Below are 3,929 nucleotides of genomic sequence, written 5' to 3' on the forward strand. Positions count from 1 at the left end.
AACGGCGGGCGGCCGGGACGGGTCGCCGAACTGGGGTGACGGCGGCTGCCCGCCGCCGCTCCCCGCCGGGCCGCGGGCCTGCGGACGGCCGTCGCGCCCGGTCGACTGCGGCGGCGACGTCGGGGTGATCGAGGGCAGCGGACGCAGCGGCCAGTCGAACGTCGGGACGCCGAGCTGCGACCCCATGAACAGGATGGCGGCGAGCGCGGTGAGCAGCGCCCCGCCGATCCCGCCCGTCGCGAACATCCAGCGGCGCGCGTACGGGGACGCGACGTCCGGCTGCGTCGGCAGGCCCTCGGGGGTCAGCGCGCCGCCGCGCGCGGCGATGTCGGTGCGGTATCCGGCCAGCTCGGGGTCCGTCGCCGTGTGCAGGACGCGTCGGCGCAGCGCCTCGCTCGGTTCCGGCGCGGGCGCGAGCACCAGCAGCCCGGCGGCACGCACCTGACCGCGCGCCCGGCACGCGCCGCACGCCCGGATGTGCTCGTCGAGCGCGCTGTCGATGACGTCCGCGTGGACGGCTTCGGACGCGGAGCGCCGTCCGCCCGGGACCACCACGACCCTGGACCTGGTCCGCGTCGCGGGCGCCGCCGCGTGCCGTCCGCGTCCGGAGCCGGGAGCCGTGCGCGCCGCGACATCCACGGCCACCCCGTCACCACTTCCGGAACCGCGCCGCCGCGTGCCGTGGGACGCCCGCGGCATCGCCTCGTGCGCGTTCTGTTCGCTTTCCGGCGCGGGTGACCAGTTCGCCGACTCGGAGGCCGACGTTCGCGCTACGGCGCTTTCCGCCGGAGACGCCTGCTTATCGGCAGAAGCGGAGGGACATTGAGCCGGATTTCCGCGCGCGTTCTGCTCCGTCGCCCGTTTCGCCGTCCGTTCCGGCGTCCGTTCTGCACTCCGTGCTGCCGTCCGTTCCGGCGTCCGTTCCGTACTCCGTCCTGCCGTCCGTTCCGGCGTCTGCTCCGCACGCCGTGCTGTCGTCCGTCCTGTCGCGCAGTCGTTCGCGGCGGCGGCGAGGGAGTCGCGAAGGGCGCTCTCCAGTTCCGCGCGCGCCGAGCCGGCGAGGCCGGAGACCCGCCGCCCGGACAGTCCCCAGAGAAGGCCCAGCTCGGAGGGGTGGAGCCCGTGCCGGACGGTCAGCAGGAGGAGTTCGCGGTCGCTCGCGTCCAGCCGGTTGACGGCCGACTCCAGCAGCGCGCGCAGCTCGGACGTGGGCGGCAGGACGGCGCTCGGGCGCGCGTCGGCGCGGCGGGCCCGGCGCTGGTACGGGGAGCGGAACGGGCGGTCCGGCTCCCAGCGCAGCTCGGGGGCGTGGCCGCGCTGGAGGCAGCGGCGGCGGACCGCGCCGTACAGCCAGATCCGCAGGTTGGCGTGGTCGCGGATGCGCGGGACGCGCCGCCAGGCGTCCACGAGCGCGTCGTGCACGATCTCGTCGGCGGCCCGGAAGTCGCCGGTCATCGCGGCGGCATAGTCGAAAAGACGCTCCGCGTAGGCGTCGTAGAGCATGGCCAGGGCGTCGGCGTCGCCGTCGTTCAGCCTGCGGACCAGGCGACGCGTCGCGACGTCGGGCGGTGACCACCTGGGCATGTGCTCTCCCGCAGCGAACGAACGGGGCCCCGCACGCCACGGGACGACCGGACAATAGGGCCCACTCTGGATACACCCGCGAACCCCTTCAGCACCATTCGAACCCGTGAAAAATCGCCGCGCAGGGGTTTCCCTATCGCTGTGAAACGGGCCACTCGGTCGTTTCGGCTGAAGCCTGGCGGTGAACATGGCACAGTGCCCTCTGATCGCCCCGCCCGCCGGGGCAGTGGACACCCCCCGACAACCACACAGGGACGGAGGGAGCCGAGGTGAGCATCTTCGGCGTCGACTACGCCTGGGGACGCCCCGGTCCCAGCGCGTTGAAGAGCGCCGGCGCCAAGTTCGTCTGCCGGTACCTCTCGCATGACTCGTCCGGGAAGAACCTGACCCGCGCCGAGGCCGACCAGCTGTCGCGCGCCGGGCTGTGGCTCGTGGTCGTGTGGGAGAGCACGGCCTCCCGCGCCCTCGCCGGCCGCTCCGCGGGCATCGCGGACGCGACCGCCGCCGCCCAGCAGGCCCGCGCCTGCGGCATGCCCGCCGACCGGCCCATCTACTTCGCCGTCGACTTCGACGCGTCGTCCGGCCAGCAGGCGGCGATCAACGCCTACCTGGACGGCTGCGCCGCCGTCATCGGCCGCGCCCGCGTCGGCCTGTACGGCGGATACGGCCCGGTCAAGCGCGCCTTCGACGCGGGGAAGATCCGCTGGGGCTGGCAGACGTACGCCTGGTCGGGCGGGCGCTGGGACAAGCGCGCGCAGCTCCAGCAGTACTCCAACGACCATCGCGTGAACGGCGTCGGCGTCGACTACGACCGCGCCGTCCACACCGACTACGGCCAGTGGCGCGTCGGCGTGAGCCCGACGCCGCCGGCCCCGACGCCGCCCCCTGCGACGGAAGAGGACGACATGCCCTACGGCCAGCTCATCAACGGCGCGAACGCCGTCACCCCGATCTCCCTGCCGCGCGGCGGGGCGACGTCGATCGGCTTCCTCTGCGACAACGGACTGCAGCAGCTGCCGCCCGCGCGCCTGCGCATCGCGGTGCACGACAAGAACGGCTGGTCCATCGACCAGCTGACCGTGGACAGCACCAAGGCGAAGGTGGTCGTCCAGTTCAAGGACCCGAAGAGCACGGACGGCGTGTCCGTGCAGCGCCTCGACGACGGGCGGGTCAACGTCGCCTGGGACTGCACCTGACCGTCCGCCTCACGGAGCCGCGACCACGGAGCCGCGACCACGGAGCCGCGACCACTGGGACCGCGACCACGGAGCGGTCAACCCGCAGCGGTCAACGCGGGCCGTGGTCGCGGCGCCGGGACGGTGGAAGCGGGTCAGCCGCTGCGTTCGACCACGCAGCCGCAGGGCCTGAGCGCCAGCAGGTCGTCCCCGGCGGGATCGACCTCGCGCACGAGGGTTCCGCACATCGGGCAGCAGGACAGGTCGGCGCGCGTCGCGCCGTCAAGATCGCTTGAAACGGTCACGGCGGCCCAGCCTAGTGGCGGCGCGGGATCGGGTCGGCGGGGCGCGCGGCGCTTTACCGAGTGCCGACGGCACGTGGCGCTTCAACGGAGTGCCGACGGCACGCGGCTCGCCGCGCGGACGACCGAGGGCCGGCTCGGTGCGCGGACGGCCCTCGTCAGGCTCGCCGTCCGGAGGGGCCGGGACCGTCGTCGTCCGGGCCAGATGACCGTCCGGACACCGGACGGTGACGAGGTCATGTCAGTTTCGGCTACCCGCGGGCAATTCCGGCAAATCCGCAGCATGGCGCGTCGATCTACGGAAGGGTGTCGTACTCCGCGAATCACCCATGGTTCGCGGGACCCCCGACGTTACGCCTGCCCAGCCCCGCGTCGCACACGCGAACGGCAGGTCGACGACATGTCACCGGAGGAATCCGCACCGTGAAGCAGCGCAACATCTTCGCCGTCTGGCTGGGCCTGCCCATCATCACGCTCGGCATCTACGGCTTCGTCTGGATCTACAAGATCCACGACGAGCTCAACCGCACCTTCCCCCAGAACGGCGCGTCCAGCGGGGGCTCCGCCCTGCTCTCGGTGCTGTTCGGCTGGCTCACGCTCGGCATCTGGCCGCTGATCGTGCTGATCAAGTTCGGCACGGGCCTCGCGGAGGCGCAGCGCCGCGCCGGCCGCCAGCCCAGCTTCAGCAACGGCCTCGGCATCCTGCTGGTGATCTTCGGCTTCGGCCCGCTCTACTACCAGAACGAGCTCAACAAGATCGCCCAGCGCTGATCCGGCGGTCGGGCGGGTCCGGCGCGCGACCTGACGCGCGCCGCGCACCGCCCGCCGCCCACCGGCCCCGAACGGACGGGCCGCCGCGGCCCGGGAG

4 protein-coding genes are annotated in these 3,929 nt (G+C 73.3%); 2 read left to right on the forward strand and 2 right to left on the reverse strand.

Annotated features, from left to right (window positions below):
• Positions 1 to 1,584, reverse strand: a 1,584-nt coding sequence (locus tag DZF91_RS27015) for a sigma-70 family RNA polymerase sigma factor (RefSeq protein WP_117359981.1), incomplete at its 3' end; no start/stop codon positions are given.
• A gap of 269 nt (positions 1,585 to 1,853) precedes the next feature.
• Here DZF91_RS27015 and DZF91_RS27020 point away from each other — a divergent pair.
• Positions 1,854 to 2,780: a glycoside hydrolase domain-containing protein gene (locus tag DZF91_RS27020; protein ID WP_117359982.1), complete on the forward strand. Its 927-nt coding sequence runs from the start codon at positions 1,854 to 1,856 to the stop codon at positions 2,778 to 2,780.
• Between the two features lie 134 nt (positions 2,781 to 2,914).
• Here DZF91_RS27020 and DZF91_RS40455 read toward each other — a convergent pair whose 3' ends face one another.
• Positions 2,915 to 3,064, reverse strand: a complete 150-nt coding sequence (locus DZF91_RS40455; protein ID WP_158588057.1) for a hypothetical protein — start codon at positions 3,062 to 3,064, stop codon at positions 2,915 to 2,917.
• A gap of 420 nt (positions 3,065 to 3,484) precedes the next feature.
• Here DZF91_RS40455 and DZF91_RS27025 point away from each other — a divergent pair, with 420 nt between their 5' ends.
• Positions 3,485 to 3,832: a DUF4234 domain-containing protein gene (locus tag DZF91_RS27025; RefSeq protein ID WP_199486921.1), complete on the forward strand. Its 348-nt coding sequence runs from the start codon at positions 3,485 to 3,487 to the stop codon at positions 3,830 to 3,832.
• Positions 3,833 to 3,929: the final 97 nt, after the last annotated feature.

Source organism: Actinomadura logoneensis (assembly GCF_003428695.1).
Taxonomy (GTDB): domain Bacteria; phylum Actinomycetota; class Actinomycetes; order Streptosporangiales; family Streptosporangiaceae; genus Spirillospora; species Spirillospora logoneensis.